Raw genomic sequence first — 15,646 nt, 5'->3', positions numbered from 1 at the left:
CGTTGTATGAGAATGCAGCGTAGAGCAGTTATTTGAAACATAATTCATACTGTAGAGGCTTATCATGAAAACACGACTCAGAGTCAGGTTATCCCCGATCTCAGCCCTACTGTCGATCTTTGCCGGTTGTATGATGATATTGGCAGCACAGGCTGCCGATATTCCGGCACGGGGGCCTATCCCCTTTGCTGTTTATGACCAGGATGGAAACGGCGTTATTAGTCAGGAAGAGTTTGATGATATCCGTAACCAGCGCAGGCAGCGCAATGTTGCAGCCGGTGCTCCGATGCGGGGGATGGCGAATGCACCGATGTTCCGGGATTTTGACAGGGATGGCGATGGTCAGATCAGCGCCGCTGAACTGCAGGCGGGGCAGACCGCTCAGCGAAACCTGAAGGGCCAGAACCAACCGATGGGTACCGGCAAAAACGGCATGATGGGCGCTGGCCGCAATCAGCCATCCTTCAGTGATGTTGATCAGAACGGTGATGGTTTCATCAGCCAGGAGGAGATGAATACCTTCCGGAATGCGCGCATCACTGAGCGGGCTCAGGCGGGGTATCCCATGCGCAATCTCGCCAATATGAAATCATTTGAGGAGATGGATAGCAATCATGATCAGATGCTGGATGCCGACGAGTTTAGTCAGCATCAGATGCAGCAGCGCAATCCATAGTCTTACTGAGGAGTTAAACCGGATTGTAAGGGGGGCTCAAACAGAGCTGTTGCCATACCCGGGTTCTGGCTTCCGGTCAGCAGATCATTGTTGATGGCGGTCAGATTTTGTCCGAGTCTCCCGAGGCGAATGCAGAGATCTGAATGGCTGCGGCTAAGCGAAAAGGGGTATCTGAGGATACCCCTTTTCTGTGTTATCCGAACATTCTTAATCGTTTCCGTTAAACCGCCCCGGTTTGCTGCAAATTCTGCAGAAACCCCTCAAAGAATCGTTTGTCACGGTTATACTGGTCACTACTCATCTGTAGTTTGAAATCTTCCAGATAGCGCAGCCAGTCGGTCGACCACTGCTTATAGGAAAAATCCGCAGAGGCTAATGGATTAACATAGCCGGGTTCGCCTGGTTCATGACGGGCTACAAACCGGCCATTTTCATCCACCTCAATATTCGCCATGATCAGCGAACTCATCAGATGGCCCTCTGCCATCATCTTGTCCTTAAAACTCATTCCGTCAGTGGTGTTATGCCAGGCTTCAGCGACCTCAGGTGGCGTATTGGAGTTGGGGAACATAAAGGTTTTACCAATCCCGATATCGGTAAAACCATCGTTGTCCGAATCCAGTCCTGTGTGGGGCAGGCGCAGAAGATTATTTGCCCCTTCGCTGCTCATTTGATCGATCTTGCTGTCATCAATAAAGTCAGCCAGGCTATGCACCTCTCTGAGTACTTCCCGGTCCTCATAACTGAGGTTCTTCAGAAATGTTTTACTATTGATAGGTTGCTGTTGCGATGCCATCTCTGCCAGTTGTATAAAACGTTCCTGGTTTTTAAACAGACGACTGACAAAATCATCGCTGGCACCGCGCTGCATTGCATCGCTGATAACTTTATCAAAGCCACCAGACAGGTCGGTCTGAACCAGACTGAAGGGGGAGCTGGCTGGCTGTGCGGCGTGTTGAGCCGTCACTGGAAATGGGGTAACTGAGCTGGTCTGCATAGGTTTCTCCCGGGCAATCCCTTGGGTGTTTGCAAAACACCGGTTTGTTAAACAGGCTGATAGATCTACCAAGCGGATTTCGTGCCATTAACGGTGATGGAATTTAAAGTCATAAAAAACAATAGCTTGATTTATTCTTAATCAGAGTGATGATGTTGTGATGGGCAACCCTTTGCCGCTGGCGGGGCTGTGGAATTCCGTTTCAGGGGCCATTTTGCCAGTCAGAGCAGCTGTGTTTAACGCGGTTTTCGATTAGTGTAAGGGAAGCTGAGTGTCCACCGCTAACAGTGACTGTTCAGGTTGCTGTCAGGTTTATGTTTTTTAATGGAGGAAAACTGTGGAGATTACGGGTGCGTATTTTACTGGTTGAAGATGAGAAGGGTTTAGGGGGGGCGATACGGGAACATATCGCCAGTGAAGGGCACGCGGTGGACTGGTTCGAGACCCTCTCTGATGCATCAGCCAGTCTGACGACCACCAATTATGATCTGATTCTGCTTGATCTTCTTCTGCCCGATGGCCATGGGCTGGATCTTCTGACCCGGATCCGGTCAGCTAAAAACAGTGTGGCGGTGATTATCCTCACCGCACTTGATCAGATTTCGGACCGGATTAGAGGGCTGAATGCAGGTGCCGACGACTATCTGGTTAAACCGTTTGATCTGGGGGAGCTATCGGCGCGAATTATCGCTATTCAGCGGCGTCTCTATGCTGATGGTACCGGTATGCTGACACTGGGGAGCCTGAGCATCGACCTGACCAATAAGATCATCCTGAATGACGGTGCACCTGCAAACCTTAGCTCCCGTGAGTGGGCGGTACTGGAGCGGCTGTTGCGGCATAAAAACTCAATAGTCGCCAAGTCGGTGATCGAGGATGCGCTGTATGAGTATGGCGCAGAGGTTGAAAGTAATACCGTCGAGGTCTATATCAGCCGGCTACGGAAAAAAATTGGCAAAACCAGTATCGAAACCATCCGTGGTATCGGTTATAGAATGAAGGTTTAAGCCGATGAAACATCGCAGTATTAAACGCCGGCTGGTGGTTTCGATTGTCTCTATTGTAACGCTGATTTGGCTGGCTTCCAGCGGCTATTCAGCCTATGTTTTCAATGATGAAATTAATGAAGTACTGGATGACGCGCTGGTGCAGAATGCCAAACGTCTGATCCCTCTGGCGGTTCAGGATGACAGCGATGGCGATGAAGCGAAAAAAAGTGATCAGACCCCTCCGGTTGCCGAGGCTGAAAATGAAAGCTATTTTCTCTATCAAATCCGCGCTAAAGATGGCCATGTAACCCATTTTTCCCATGATATCGTTAAACGGCCCTTCAGTGAGCTATTGGTGGATGGTTTTCAGGATCTTGAAGGCTTTCGGGTTTATACCGAGAGCATCCACAACGGTGATTTTTTTGTCCAGGTCGCAGAACCTCTCGATCACCGCGAAGAAGCGGTAATGGAGAGCCTGTGGGGATTTCTGATTCCGTTACTGCTGGTGATACCGGTGACCGGCTTTATGGTCTGGTGGCTGGTGGGCAACTCTCTGATGCCCCTGTTCAGGCTGAATCGCGATATCAGCAAACGGGGTAGCGATAACCTGACTCTGTTCGAGCATCGTCATCAGCCGCAGGAACTGCTACCAATCACTGCGTCGCTGAATGGTCTGATGCAGAAGATATCCCAGGCGATCTATGCCGAGCGGGAGTTTGCCTCCAATAGTGCCCACGAGCTGCGCACGCCCGTAGCCTCTTTGCTGGCGCAGACCCAACGCCTGATCGCCGTCTCTGAGGATAACGATACCCGGCAGCGGGCGGCAGAGCTGGAACAGGGCTTAAAAAGGTTACAACGGTTGTCGGAAAAACTGCTACAACTGTCCCGGGCGGATGCGTCAGTACTCCGTAGTGGCGAAACTTCCAGTGTGATGACGCTGCTCTCCTTTCTGATAGAGGAGTATCAGCGGGGCACTCAAACCGACCAGACGATAATCTGTGATGAAGCCAGCCTGCACTCTCTTGAGTGGCCGGTGGATATGGATGCGGCCGCCATTATCCTGCGCAACCTGCTCGAAAATGCATTGCGTTATGGCTCGCCACAGCACCCGGTTGAGATCTTCAGTGATAGCGATCATGCCCTGCATGTGGTCAACAGTTGCGATATTTTGCCCAAGGATCAGTTACAGCGTCTGACCAACCGTTTTGAGCGCGGTAGTTATCAGTCTGAAGGTACCGGGCTGGGGCTGGCAATTGTCGATACCTTTGTCAAACACGGCTCGGGAACGCTGACATTTTACTCCCCCGCTCGTCATCGTAGCGATGGTTTTGAAGTGGTGATTCAGTTCCCTTCAGCGTGAAGGCCGGGTCATCAGGAGCATCGAAGACAGGCGTGTGTCAGATTGTATCAAGCAATAAAAAACTATGAAAAGAGCTATGAAAATCCCGGCGGTATTGGCCGGGATTTTTTGCTTATCATGGGGAAATGATAAATAGCAGAGGGGGATACTACTTTTTCAGCCCGGCGAGTTTTGCCATGGCCAGTTCGATCTCATGCCGACGCCCGGCATCAGCCACCGGACGGTCGGCGCGGGGGCTGGCTGAGAGAGCCTTCTCAAAATAGTGTTTGGCTTCATCATAGCGCTTGTTTTCCATCAGGAAGTCAGCGTAAAAATAGTTGGCATCGATACCATCGGGGTTCACTTCAAGGGCCGCCTTAAGATGCTGCTCCGCTTTGTCGTCGCTACCGAAGGCGATGGGCCAGCCGGGCACCTGATAGTAGAGTGAACCCAGCGACGTGTGGGCTGAAGCGTTCAGTGCCGTTGGATTCTGTTCCAGAGAGGCTTCAAACAGTTTTTTAGCTTCTTTTACTTTACCCAGTGCAGACAAACCCTTCACGATACCTGCATCAGTGGAGAGAATAATACCCTGCCAGATTTTGGGTTCGGCAAAATCAGCATATTTGGCTGAGGTCTGTTCAGCCTGCTGCTCCAGCTTCTCGATAGCAGATAGCTGGAGTTTTTCATCACTTACCTGGTATTTGATTCTGGCCCATTCAGATTGCAGTGCTGCCACATCCTGCATCATCTCTTGCTGGCCCGCCTGAGCGGCAAACGAGGTAGAGAGGGGCAGGTAGAGGCTCATTACCGCAACCGATATCAGGAGTTTATGTTTCATCATGTTGACCTCAAAGGTTATCTGTCTGGACTATCGGGCTGCAGCTCTGTTGCGCTAACCCAAAAGATACAGTCAGGTTGCGTTATTTAACTCAGTTGATAGTTTTTTTGCTGATTCTGTCTTGTGATGTTTAAAAATCGCCTCGCCAACCCTGACATTCTTGCGTAATCCCTTATCCACAACCGAAGGGAAGTTCGCATTCATAAAGGCGAAGAAACGTTCAGGCTTGCCAAAACGGACCTCTTTTTCGCCAAGCAGGATGGCGTTGAAAATCCGCTGAGCGACTTCCTCCGGTTGATCATAGGCAGTGCCTGTCTGACTGTTAATCTCGCTACTGATCCCCTGATTCATTCGGGTTTGCACCGCCCGTGGGGCGATCAGCGTTACCCTGATCCCTGTGTCACACAGTTCTCGCCGCAGGCAATCGGAAAACGCCTTGATGCCTGCTTTGGCGGCCACATAGCCGGAATAATAGGGCAGGGGAATAATGCCCATCATTGATCCCACATTGATGATCTGCCCGGTGTTGCGCTGTTTCATTGCCGGCAGCACTGCCTGTGACAGACGCATTGGCACGGTCAGGTTCAGGGCGATAAGTTCGCTCAGATGCTGGTCTTCGCAGTGCGCGCATTCATTGTAGCCTGCCATATTGATCAGAATATCCGGCGCCAGATGGGACAGGGTGTGGCAGATGCTGTCGATATTGTCACTCAGATCGCCAGACTCCTGACGGTTGAATGCAATGACGTCACCGCCCGCATCCCGCAGTAGCTTGACCAGGGGAGCACCGATACCTCCGGTACCCCCGGTAATAAAGATGCTTTTCCCTTTAAGCGACATCTTTCACCCCCTCAGCCGGGATAGTGCGCAGCACATTGGCAAACAGGCGGAAGGTGTTTCTGGCCACTTCGATGATGGCTGCCTGGTCTTTCGGATCGGTTATTTTTTCCAGCGTTTTTTCAAAGAACTGCATATGACTGATATCCAGATCACCGTGGGAGTGAAGATAGGAGAACGCCTGCTCTGGCAGATCCAGTGACTGTTTAACCGCATCCGCACCTTTGTTGGCGATGGCGATTGAGGTGCTTTCCAGCATGAACACCATACCCAGAAAACCAACCGGGTTTTTGCGGTTGATATAATCGTAGTTGTAAGCGATCAGTACCTGTGTCTCCAGTGCCGGGGTGCTGTTGCGAACCGCCTCCCGGTCGCCGCCGACTGCTTCAATATCGTTGAGAATCCACTCTTCGTGGCCGATCTCCTCTTCGATATATTCGGCAATCACTTTTTGCAGAAACAGTTTATTGGCGGGCAGTTTAGCGCCCATCGACATCAGAAATGGCACCGTATGAGACACATGATGAAAGGCTTCGGTCAGGTAAGCCAGGTAGGCTTCGTGGGTGATCTTACCCTGCAGAGCGTTGGCTAGCTGGGGTACCTGATAGAGCTCTGCACGTTCGGCTTCGGTTTCCTGAATCAGCAGATCAAAAAAAGTCATGATGTATCTCCTTGTACGTTTTTGAGTACGAAAGTTTTTGCGAGAATAGGTTTCTGTGCGCATAAGTTAATGATTTGAAATTAGATTTGGTTAAGCCGTTCTAATATTTTTGCCCGCCGGGGGCGGCCTGTGCCGGTCAGCAGGCCGTTGGCAAGGGTGAACGGCTCCGCCAGACTGTAATCCCTGATCTGTGCATATTCCGGTAGCCCGGCATTGGCTTTCAGAATGACCTGCTGGATATCGGCGTTTGCCGACACCGGCACGATCAGCGCACTCAGATGTGGTTGCGCATCACCATAGACAACCGTCTGGGCGATCTCCGGCTGGCACAGCAGGGAGGCTTCTACCCACTCCGGGGAGATATTGCGGCCATAGGAGGTGATCAGAACGTTCTTTTTACGTCCGGTGATGGAGAGAAAACCCTCTGCATCCAGTGCACCAAGGTCTTCAGTGTTGAAGCTGCCAGTCGTGCTCTGACCGATGTAACCGAGAAAACCGGGGTTATGAATGCTGATCTCTCCCGCTTCAACGCTTGCCGCTACATGGTGGAGCAGTTTGCCCACGCTGCCTGGACGGTCATTGTCCGGTGTATTCAGTGACACCACCGAAGCGCACTCTGACAGGCCATACCCCTCATACACCGGTAGTCCCATCTGACGCGCCATCTGAATCAGATTGGCATCGGTCTTTGAACCGCCAACAGCGATGAATTTTAGCGAGGGAAGCGGCCCTTTTTGCGCAATCTGAGCCAGCAGGATACGCAGTACTTCAGGCACCAGAATGATCGATGTCGCTGCGGTTTCGGCAATCTGCTGATGCAGGCAGTCATAGTTCTGGCCAAACGCCGTGAGGGATGGCAGACGGATGGTACAGCCGGCGATCAGCGCAGCGTACACCCCGGCAACATTTTCCAGTAATACCGCCAGCGGCAGACTGCACAGATGGGTGCCAACAAAGTCCTGCCCCAGCACCTGCTCGATACTGTGGGCAACATTTTCCATGGCCCGCTGCGGCAGACAAACCCCTTTAGGCTGGCCGGTGGTACCCGAGGTAAAGGTGACTTTGGCTGTTGTTTCGGGCAATGCAACTGTGTGCTGTATTCCGGTTGCCACCAGACCATCAGGTGAAATAATGTGAGATACCGCCGCCTGGGAGAGTGTATGGTCTCTCTGCTCCGGGCTGAAGAACGGTGGAATCGGTACACAGACGACCCCGACACTGAGGGCTGCGAGATCCCAGAGCACCCAGTCAACGCTGTTATCCAGAGCGATGGCCAGAGTCGACACCTGGCTAAGCTGTTCTGCCCGGTCGGCAATCTCTGCTTTCAGGTCACGGTAATACACCGTTTGCTGCTCGTCCTGCAGGGCGATTTTGCCTGGTGCATGTTGGTTGATGCTATTGAATATCATGGTTTAGTGTTCCGCTTTGAAGTGGAGACGGGGAAATAAACGTGGTCGGCACTCCCTGAAATCAGCACCGAACAGTGCTTTCAGGCGTGCAACGCCTGTATCAACATTGCCCACCAGTACCCGGGGTTCAGTATCGTAGTAGGTACCCCAATCGGTATCCTGCTCACTGATATTGTTTAAGTGGGCGCGGCATAGTTCTTTGGGATTCAGTCCGGTACGTTTGAAATAACGGTGCAGGAACTGTGTCCCGGTAATGGTGGCGTAGCGGATTTTCTGGTTTTCCAGATAGGACGCCAGCGCGGCAAACAGGAAGGCCGATGCACCTTTACCGGCGGATGCCAGATTGCCTATCTCGATGATTTGCGCACGCTCGCAGTCCAGCACGGTCTCAATCGGCTGGTCCAGATACTGTTCAAGAAACAACGCTTCTTTATCGGCATAACGGACACCGACAGCCGCCAGAATCTCATCATCCGCATTGCGCACCGACATAATCATCGGGTAGGTAACGTTGATATCGGCGTTATAACTCTGCTTGTAGATATTCTTTATAAAATCAACGACCCGCTGACGCTCAGGTTCAAAGGCACCGGTGATGCTGATAACTGAGGGATTCAGCGAACTGATCTTTGAGATCAGGCCCTGATTGAGATACAGATTCGCTGTATTCAGATCGTTTTCCTGGTAGCGCAAGATATACATTTGCTGTCCCCTGTTTAAGTGTCAGGGACATTCTTGCTGACAAAGCTGACATGAATCTGAACGGGGCAAAATAATTCAATATTTTTTTTATGGTTATTTATCAGGCCCGGGATAAATGGGGAGAGATGTGTGAAAAATACCGGGGTATGAACAAAAAAGCCCTGCGTCGGCAGGGCTTTTGGCGGTGATAGCGGGACTATCAACTCAGGTTGTAGATAAACACCACCAGTACTGCTGCCGGCGTGATAAAACGGATAACAAACATAAAACTTTGGTAAGCCAGGCCGTTGCCCATATCAAATTCATTTTCGGCGGCCGGTTTTGCCATAAACCAGCCGACAAACAGCGCAGTTGCCAGGCCGACTAACGGCATAATCAGGTTAGCGGTGGCGTAGTCGAACAGATCGAAGAAGGTCTTTCCGGCAAAGCGTTCAAACATGCCCAGCGGATGAACATCTGCCCAGACATTCAGCGACAGAATGGTAAGGATCCCCAGCGCCCAGATACTGATGCCGCCCATCAGGGTGGCGCTCAGACGGCTGATTCCCTGTTGTTCTTCAAACCATTCTACCAGAGGCTCCAGTAGCGAGATTGCCGAGGTAATGGCTGCGACAACCAACAGGATAAAGAACAGGCTGCCAAACAATATACCGCCACTCATCTGGCCAAACGCAATCGGCAGGGTCTGGAAGATCAGTCCCGGGCCTGCCCCCGCTTCAAGACCGTTGGCAAACACCAGCGGAAAGATCGCCAGACCTGCCAGCAAGGCCACCAGGGTGTCGACAACGGAGACGGTGACTGCTGTTTTCACGATGGAAACCTGTTTCGGCAGGTAGGAACCGTAAGCCATCATTACCCCCATCCCCAGGCTGAGAGTAAAGAACGCGTGTCCCAGTGCTGTGAGCACACCGGCGGTGGTCAGTTTGGAGAAGTCTGGCTGAAACAGAAATGCAAAACCCTCGGCAAAGCTGTTGGTGCTCATGGCATAACCCACCATCACCAGCAGCAGAACAAACAGCAGCGGCATCAGGATATTGATCGCTCTCTCCATACCAGAGCTGAGACCGCGGGCGACGATCAAAATGACCAGCAGCATAAACACCGAATGCCATAACAGCAGAGTGTAGGGATCGGCCAGCAGGCTGCTGAACATCGTGCCAATCGCTGCGGTGCTGGCGCCGACAAACAGGCCGTTGGCGGAGTTGCCAATATAGGCCAGCGCCCAGCCACCGATCACCGAGTAAAAAGACAGGATCAGAATCGAGGCCAGCATCCCCATTCCCCCGATCCAGATCCAGCGGTTGGAGAGACCATCCCGCCGGGTCAGGTTGCGCATGCTGTTGATCGGGCTGCGACCGCCACGGCGACCGATCATCACCTCCGCAATCATAATTGGAATACCGATCAGGGCGATACACAGCAGGTATACCAGAACGAATGCTCCGCCACCATTTTCACCGGTGATATAGGGGAATTTCCAGATATTTCCCAGCCCTACGGCCGAGCCGCTGGCAGCCAGGATAAACGCCATGCGGGATGACCACATCGGGTGGTCTTTGCCGGTGTTGTCGGCAGTGGCATCCAGTGCCGGGTTCTGAACCAGTTCAGTCATTGATTTTCTCCAGATCTTATTTTTATGTCAGAGAGAGCCAGCCCATCGGTGATGGGCTGAGTTGTTTTTACAGGTTAGTGTGCCGCACGTGGCTGATTAATGCGTTCTTCGGCCAGCTCATTGGCGATCTCCCCGGTTGGACGATCCTGGGCATCGGCCCGACGGAATATCTCGCACAGGGTGTCGGCGATGGTCTCGATATGGGCGCGCACCTGAGTGTGTTGATGACCGATACGTTCATAGAAAATATCGATGATGCCGCCCGCGTTAAGGACGTAATCCGGGGCATAGAGAATGCCACGCTCACGCAACATCAGATCATGGCGTTGCGACGCCAACTGATTATTGGCCGCACCGGCAATCACTTTTGCTTTGATCAGCGGAATCGACTCATCATTGAGCACGGCACCCAGGGCGCAGGGGGCGATCACATCCACATCCAGAGAGAGAATCTCATTCTGACTGACGGCGATAGCACCCAGTTCTTCGACTGCACGGGTTACCTGTTGCTGATGGATATCGGTAACAAACAGCTGTGCACCCGCCTGATGGAGCTGTTCGGCAAGCCGGTAGCCGACATTACCCACTCCCTGAATCGCCACCTTGAGACCTGTCAGATCGGTGCGGTCCAGTTGATACTGCACCGCCGTTTTCAGACCGATAAAGGTGCCATAAGCGGTAGCAGGGGAGGGATCGCCATTGCAGGGCAGACCATCAATACCGGTACGTTCGGTGATGCCGGCCACATTGCCAGTGTGTTGTGCCATCACCTGCAGGTCGGGTACCGACGTGCCGGAGTCCTCTGCCGCAATATAGCGGTTGCCGGTGTGCTCCAGAAAACGTCCCATCGCTGCCAGCAGCTCCGGGGTTTTATGTTTGCGCGGGTCGCCGATGATCACCGACTTACCGCCGCCTAGGTCGAGATTGGCCAGGGCCGACTTATAGGTCATCCCTTTGGATAGGCGCAACACATCGTTAAGGGCTTCCTCATCGCTGCTGTAGTGCCACATCCGGCAGCCCCCTAATGCGGGGCCGCGGTTGGTGTTATGGATGGCGATAATGGCCTTCAGGCCAGTGATCTCATCGTGACAGAAGACAACCTGCTCATGGTTATCAAATTCGGCATGACTAAAAACGGACATAACGGTTTTCCTGAATAATGCTGGGTTTTATTGTTATTAAACAGTTGCCTGGGATGCGCTGCTGTGCGCTTCAAGGATCTGCTCCCGAAGCAGTTGTCGCTGGATTTGCGCTTGCTCATAGGCGCGCTCCTTGACCGGTCCATAGCCGCGAATCACAGAGGGTAGCCGGGCCAGCTCAATCGCATCCTGCAGATTGTCCACACTGAGATTCTGCAGTAGCGCCTGAATATCCTGCTCATATTCGCGGATCAGTCGTCGTTCGAGACGGCGATCAGCACTGTAACCAAACAGATCCAGGGGGGAGCCCCGCAAAGGTCTGAGGCTGGCCAGCAGACGAAACAGCGGCATGATTTTTTCGCTAAAGCGGCGCTTGACCGGGCGCCCCGTAGCGCGGTTGATCCGCGAGATCAGCGGCGGTGCCAGATTGAATTCGAGTTCAAAGTCTCCTTCAAACTGGCTTTCAAGTTGCTGCCGGAAGTGGCTGGATGTCAGCTGTCGGGCAACCTCATACTCATCCTTATAGGCCAGCACCTTGCTGTAATTTTCCGCAACGGCCAGGCTCAGGGTGTTCCCTCTGCCCAGTTGCTTTTCCGCGTCTGCGACGTGACGCACCAGTGACTGATAGCGATGCGCCAGGGCAGCTCCCTGATATTGGTTAAGGTGCTGCATCTCCCGGTGAATCACCTCTTCCAGCCCGGGCATTATCCGCACCGTCTGAACATCACTGGCCGGGGAAGTGATCTGTTCAACCTGCTGCAGGTTGTGCGCTGCACGGCGTCCCCAGAGGAACGCTTCTTTGTTGGCCGAAACCGCCACACCATTGAGTTCGATCGCTTGCTCGATTGAATCCATCTCAAGGGGAATCAGCCCTTTCTGCCAGGCATAGCCGATGCAGAACAGATTAACCGCCATACCATCACCGAGTAGCTGCGTGGCCAGGGTGGTTGCATCAAGACAGAAGCTGCTCAGAGGTTTGGCGCTGTCACGGATTACCTGCTGCATCTCTGCGGTGGGTACCTGCAGATCGGGGTCTCGGGTAAACGCCGCAGGCATGGTTTCATGGTTATTGATCACCACCTGGCTGCGCTGCCGATCCAGCTTGCCCAGCGCCTCTTCGCTGGCCCCTACCATCAGGTCAAAGCCGATCATCAGATCGGTTTCACCCGCCGGAATACGCACCGTATGGATCTGTTCCTGAGACTCGGCGATGCGGATATGGCTCATTACCGCGCCAAATTTCTGTGCCAGGCCTATCTGATCCAGCACCCCAGTACCTTTACCTTCGATATGCGCCGCCATCCCCAGCAGGGCGCTGACGGTCACCACCCCAGTGCCACCGACACCGGTCAGCAGGATGTTGTAGGGCGTGCTACAACCGGGTAGCTGCGGCATGGGCAGCTGCGGGAAATGACTCTCTTTACCCAGTGGTTCGGGTTTACGCAGTTTGCCCCCTTTGACGGTAACAAAGCTGGGACAGAAGCCACGGATGCAGCTGAAATCTTTATTACAGGCGGACTGATCGATAGCGCGTTTGCGGCCACGGTCGGTTTCTTTGGGCAGCAGAGACAAACAGTTGGATTGCACGCCGCAGTCACCGCAGCCTTCGCAGATCTCCTGATGAATAACCACCCGTTTTTGCGGGTCGGTCATCTCACTGCGTTTACGGCGCCGACGTTTCTCCGCCGCACAGGTCTGGTCATACACCATCGCGGTGCAGCCAGGGATCTCCCGCAGCTCCATCTGCACCGCCTGCAGATCATCCCGGTGGTGGAAGGTGACCCCATCGGCAAATTCAGAACGGCTGGGGTATTTATCCGGTTCATCGCTGACCACAGCGATACGGTGAACACCTTCACCATAGAGCTGGTGGGTAATCTGCTGCACCGTCAACTGGCCATCAATGGGCTGACCCCCGGTCATGGCGACGGCATCGTTATACAACACTTTATAGGTGATGTTAGCGCCGGAGGCGATCGCCGCACGAATCGCCAGCAGGCCCGAGTGAAAGTAGGTTCCATCGCCGAGGTTCTGGAACACATGGTTGTTATCAGTGAAGGGGGCCTGACCGATCCAGGTCGCGCCTTCGCCGCCCATCTGGGTAAAGGTGTCGGTGCCACGGTCCATCCAGGTGGCCATATAGTGACAACCGATACCGCCCAGTGCGCGGCTGCCCTCAGGCACCACCGTAGAGGTGTTATGGGGGCAGCCGGAGCAGAAGTGCGGAGTGCGCTCCAGCAGGGCACGCGGCTGTGCCAGTTGGTACTCTTTTTCGCTAAGAAAGGTGAGGCGGTCAGCGATCTGCTGACTGTTGTGGAAGGGGGCGACACGTGCCGCAATCGCCCGGGCGATCATCGCCGGTGTCAGTTCGCTCAGACTGGTTAGTAGCTCATTGCCCAACTGATCTTTCTTACCCACCACCCGGGGACGAGCACTCTGATGCCGGTCCTGCCAGCTGTAGAGTTGCTCCTTCAGCTGATCTTCGATCAGGCCGCGTTTCTCTTCGATGACCAGAATCTCTTCCAGACCCTCAGCAAACTCATAGACCCCTTCGGGTTCCAGCGGCCAGGGCATCGCGACTTTGTATAACCGGATACCTAACCCGGCGGCCTGCGCGTGGCTGATACCCAGATCTTCCAGCGCCTGCAGGACATCAAGATAAGACTTGCCGGTGGTGACAATACCCAGGCGCGGCTGAGCGGTATCGATAACGATTTTATCCAGTCGGTTGTGGCGGCAGAACGCCTGTGCTGCCGCGATTTTGTAGCGGTGCAGTCGCGCTTCCTGTTGCAGTGGTTTATCCGGCCAGCGGGCATTCAGGCCATCTGCGGGGCGCTCGAAGTGTTCGGGGAGGCTGATCTCCAGTCGCTGGTGATCAAGATTGGCTGAGATGGCTGAATCCATTACCTCGGCCAGCGCTTTCAGCCCCACCCAGCAGCCGCTGAAGCGGGACATTGCCCAGCCATACAGGCCATAATCCAGCATCTCCTGAATCCCGGAGGGATAGAGTACCGGAATCATCGCATCCATAAAGGCGTAATCGCTCTGATGGGGAAGGGTCGAGGATTTACTGGCATGGTCATCACCGGCAACCGCCAGTACTCCACCATACTCTGAGGTACCGAAAGCGTTGGCATGCTTCAGTACATCACCGGTACGGTCAACCCCCGGACCTTTGCCATACCAGAGGCCGAAAACACCGTCATAGCGGGCACCTTCAAATACGTTGACCTGTTGTGATCCCCACACGGCGGTTGCCCCCAGATCTTCATTAACGCCGGGTTGGAAGACGATATTGTTCTGTTTCAGGTAATCGCGGATCTGCCACAGGGTTTTGTCAAAGTTACCCAGAGGTGAGCCCCGATAGCCCGAGATGAATCCGGCTGTATTCAGTCCAGCCTGTTTATCCCGTGCGGCCTGAAGCATCGGCAGGCGAGCCAGCGCCTGACTACCGGTCAGGTAGACCCGTCCGCTCTGTTTTTCCCACTTATCCTGCAGTGAAACGGCATTTTTCATGTTGATAGCTCCCGGTTCTGAACGGCAACAGTTATGCGCTCCGGTTCAGAACGAATCAGACAATGGATGAATAGAAAACGGTGAATCAGACGCCGGGGGGCGAAATATTCCTGAGTTGGTCTTTCGGTCTTTGGATGATGGAGCGTAGGAATACAACTGAACTATCAGCAGACAGCAGGTCTGTGAGATCGGGATGGCACAACGGTGTGTGCCGCAGAAAAAAACGGTAGGTCATGGTTATTACCCTTTACCTTAGCCGGATCACAGCCAGGTTTGAATATTGTTGTTATTGTGCCGGCGGATAGGCCGGTTTCTGTTGCAGCGATACCTTTTTGGGGTGCGCTGGCGACCAACATTAATCCGGGAGGATGGCGTAAGTCAACCAAGGAAAGTGATGCAGATACGTAAGAAATAGATATTATCTATGGTCATAAGTTTAATTAGCAGATTATTTTTCTGTTATTTTTTTGTAGGTAAATACCCGTATTTCTTTTAAATTCAACAGGCATCGGACATCAGCAGGCGATTTAATCGTCAGCAATTTCAACTGAAGTTTTTTTGATTGCAGAGGATATTCATTTTTAGCATGTGGCTCCCGCAGTTCAGGAATATGCCAGGCAGCGGTCGGTTTTTGTAAAAACAGCAGTTTGCTACGTTATTTAAATTATTTAGCTAAATCATTTGCCAAGAGGGTAACTCATCTGTAGTATACGCCCCACGTTGATGCGGGGTGGAGCAGCCTGGTAGCTCGTCGGGCTCATAACCCGAAGGTCGTCAGTTCAAATCTGGCCCCCGCTACCACAACGGAAAGACAAGCTAATCGAAAGATTGGCTTTTTTTTCGTCTGGAATTTGAGATCAGGCGTCGGGCTCGGCTCTTAATAAGGGCAGGAAGGTCGTCGGCTTAGATCTGGCTCCGCTACCAACGTAAT

The 15,646-nt window shown here is 53.1% G+C and carries 12 protein-coding genes and 1 tRNA gene; 4 read left to right on the top strand and 9 right to left on the bottom strand.

Going from position 1 to position 15,646, the window contains the following annotated elements; translation table 11 throughout:
* Positions 1-64 precede the first annotated feature (64 nt).
* Positions 65-676, top strand: coding sequence for an EF-hand domain-containing protein (locus OCU43_RS18490; RefSeq protein WP_217647424.1), 612 nt, complete (start codon positions 65-67; stop codon positions 674-676).
* 220 nt (positions 677-896) lie between these two features.
* Here OCU43_RS18490 and OCU43_RS18485 read toward each other — a convergent pair whose 3' ends face one another.
* Entirely contained in the window at positions 897-1,673 is a 777-nt protein-coding gene (locus OCU43_RS18485) for a hypothetical protein (RefSeq protein ID WP_091357781.1), read from the bottom strand.
* Positions 1,674-2,023: 350 nt separating this feature from the next.
* Here OCU43_RS18485 and OCU43_RS18480 point away from each other — a divergent pair, with 350 nt between their 5' ends.
* Complete coding sequence (locus tag OCU43_RS18480) at positions 2,024-2,680, top strand: response regulator (protein WP_091357930.1); 657 nt, start codon at positions 2,024-2,026, stop codon at positions 2,678-2,680.
* Between the two features lie 4 nt (positions 2,681-2,684).
* A complete protein-coding gene (locus OCU43_RS18475) occupies positions 2,685-4,022 on the top strand; it encodes an ATP-binding protein (RefSeq protein ID WP_091357778.1) in 1,338 nt (445 codons plus the stop codon).
* Positions 4,023-4,170: 148 nt separating this feature from the next.
* Here OCU43_RS18475 and OCU43_RS18470 read toward each other — a convergent pair whose 3' ends face one another.
* The 8 genes from OCU43_RS18470 to OCU43_RS18435 all read right to left on the bottom strand — a co-directional run bounded on the left by OCU43_RS18470 (position 4,171) and on the right by OCU43_RS18435 (position 14,715).
* Positions 4,171-4,839, bottom strand: coding sequence for a tetratricopeptide repeat protein (locus OCU43_RS18470; protein ID WP_091357928.1), 669 nt, complete (start codon positions 4,837-4,839; stop codon positions 4,171-4,173).
* Between the two features lie 72 nt (positions 4,840-4,911).
* Entirely contained in the window at positions 4,912-5,679 is a 768-nt protein-coding gene (locus OCU43_RS18465) for an SDR family NAD(P)-dependent oxidoreductase (RefSeq protein ID WP_091357776.1), read from the bottom strand.
* The gene (locus OCU43_RS18460) at positions 5,669-6,337 is read right to left on the bottom strand and encodes an iron-containing redox enzyme family protein (protein WP_091357773.1); all 669 of its coding nucleotides are present in this window, start codon (positions 6,335-6,337) and stop codon (positions 5,669-5,671) included. Before OCU43_RS18460 ends, OCU43_RS18465 begins: the two co-directional genes overlap by 11 nt.
* Before the next feature lie 80 nt (positions 6,338-6,417).
* Positions 6,418-7,746, bottom strand: a complete 1,329-nt coding sequence (locus tag OCU43_RS18455) for an AMP-binding protein (protein ID WP_091357771.1) — start codon at positions 7,744-7,746, stop codon at positions 6,418-6,420.
* Positions 7,747-7,749: 3 nt separating this feature from the next.
* On the bottom strand, positions 7,750-8,448 hold the full coding sequence (locus OCU43_RS18450) for a thermostable hemolysin (RefSeq protein WP_091357768.1): 699 nt from the start codon (positions 8,446-8,448) through the stop codon (positions 7,750-7,752).
* A gap of 199 nt (positions 8,449-8,647) precedes the next feature.
* Complete coding sequence (locus tag OCU43_RS18445; protein WP_091357766.1) at positions 8,648-10,060, bottom strand: sodium-dependent transporter; 1,413 nt, start codon at positions 10,058-10,060, stop codon at positions 8,648-8,650.
* 74 nt (positions 10,061-10,134) lie between these two features.
* Complete coding sequence (locus tag OCU43_RS18440; RefSeq protein WP_091357764.1) at positions 10,135-11,202, bottom strand: Glu/Leu/Phe/Val dehydrogenase dimerization domain-containing protein; 1,068 nt, start codon at positions 11,200-11,202, stop codon at positions 10,135-10,137.
* Positions 11,203-11,238: 36 nt separating this feature from the next.
* Positions 11,239-14,715, bottom strand: a complete 3,477-nt coding sequence (locus OCU43_RS18435) for an indolepyruvate ferredoxin oxidoreductase family protein (RefSeq protein ID WP_091357761.1) — start codon at positions 14,713-14,715, stop codon at positions 11,239-11,241.
* Positions 14,716-15,439: 724 nt separating this feature from the next.
* Between OCU43_RS18435 and OCU43_RS18430 the strand changes: the two genes are divergently transcribed.
* Positions 15,440-15,516 (top strand) — tRNA-Met (locus OCU43_RS18430).
* The last annotated feature ends 130 nt before the right edge of the window (positions 15,517-15,646 follow it).

This window comes from Amphritea atlantica (genome assembly GCF_024347255.1).
In the GTDB taxonomy this organism is placed as follows: domain Bacteria; phylum Pseudomonadota; class Gammaproteobacteria; order Pseudomonadales; family Balneatricaceae; genus Amphritea; species Amphritea atlantica.
This window is presented reverse-complemented; position numbering and strand designations above follow the sequence as displayed.